Source organism: Phenylobacterium glaciei (genome assembly GCF_016772415.1).
GTDB classification, from domain to species: Bacteria; Pseudomonadota; Alphaproteobacteria; order Caulobacterales; family Caulobacteraceae; genus Phenylobacterium; species Phenylobacterium glaciei.
This window is the reverse complement of record NZ_JAGSGD010000005.1, coordinates 1-1,199: the sequence shown is the minus strand read 5'-3', so window position 1 is coordinate 1,199 and position 1,199 is coordinate 1. Positions and strand designations below refer to the sequence as shown.

Here is a 1,199-nt window from a genome sequence, read left to right as displayed (position 1 = left end):
ATAGCTGCCGTTCAACGCTCTCACACGGTGAGCCGCCGCTCACCTAGCGCCACCCCCAACCCCGCCAGCGCCGCCCCCACCGCCTGCGCCGGATATCCCGACGCCGGCGCCTGCTTCGTCCCAGGCAAGGCGTTCAGGAAGGCGTCCATGATCGCCGCCACCGGCGCCTCGCGGGCGAGGATCGGGCGCACGGCCGGCGGGTGGCGCTTCGCCCCACTCAGCCACCGGGCATAGGCCCGGCAGGCATAGGCGCTGTCATAGTCGGCGTGGGCGGCCAGGAACGCGCGCTCTTCCGTTGAGAGATCGAACTCCGACCCAAGCGCATAGCCAAAGTCGGCGAGGTAGAGGTCCTCGCCGTCGGTCAACAGGTTGCGGGCGTGCAGGTCGAAGTGGAAAAGGCCCTGCTTGTTCATGAAAGCTATGGTGCTCATCCACTGATCGTGCGCGGCTGCCAGCTTCGCGCCCCTCGGCCGCGCCGCTTGCAGCCAGGTCTCCAGGTCCCGGCCTACGAATTCCTGGATCATCACGATATTGGCCGGGGCACGGGTCACCTCATCTACCCTGGCGATGATCGCCGGGTTTCCCGACCAGAACGCCGGGATATTCGCCAGCCAGGCCTCCTGCCGCTCGCTGAGCTTCGGCGCCGTGCGCGGCAGCACCCGCGCATGGTGCAGGATCGGAAAGTGTGGGCAGGCTCCGGCCAGCGCCCAGCCGCTCGTCATCCGGGCGGCCGCCAGCTCCCGCCCTGCAGCGAAACCCGCCGAGCCCACGGCATATTGGTAGAGGCTGGGCAGGCCGAAGAGGTCGGCGGTGACGCTTCCCGCCGGCCCGGCGTCGAGCTCGCGCCGGGTCAACGCCATGCGCTTGGCGAACACCCTCCAGCCCGCGAAATCTAGGATCGCGCTCTCGCTGCCATGGAAGCTGACCCGCCAGTCTGCCGCGTTCAACATGGCCGCTAGGTCGCCGTCGCTGAGCGCCGCGAGGGTCGCCGCCACCGCCTCATGCGCCCGGCTTCGGCGCTCAAGTTTCTCCGGTCCCATCGTGGCGATCCCCAAACCAACACCCTCGACGAAGCGCTTCATCCCGAACCCTGGAGAAGTGACCCCGGGATTCTATCTCACGGTCGGCGTTCGACACAGCCTCGGTCGAGAGCCGTCACTGACGTCCTGCCGAGCAGCGGGCGCCATGAACTTCGGCTA

1 protein-coding gene is annotated in these 1,199 nt (G+C 68.3%); it reads right to left on the bottom strand.

Annotated features, from left to right (window positions below):
* Nucleotides 1–20 precede the first annotated feature (20 nt).
* Nucleotides 21–1,082 carry a protein kinase family protein gene (locus JKL49_RS20925; RefSeq protein ID WP_215343391.1) on the bottom strand — a complete coding sequence of 354 codons (1,062 nt, stop codon included), beginning with the start codon at nucleotides 1,080–1,082 and terminating at the stop codon, nucleotides 21–23.
* Nucleotides 1,083–1,199 lie beyond the last annotated feature (117 nt).

Excerpts from the sequence above, each read along its gene's own strand:
- JKL49_RS20925 (WP_215343391.1), bottom strand. The coding sequence starts at position 1,082 with ATGAAGCGCTTCGTCGAGGGTGTTGGTTTGGGGATCGCCACGATGGGA.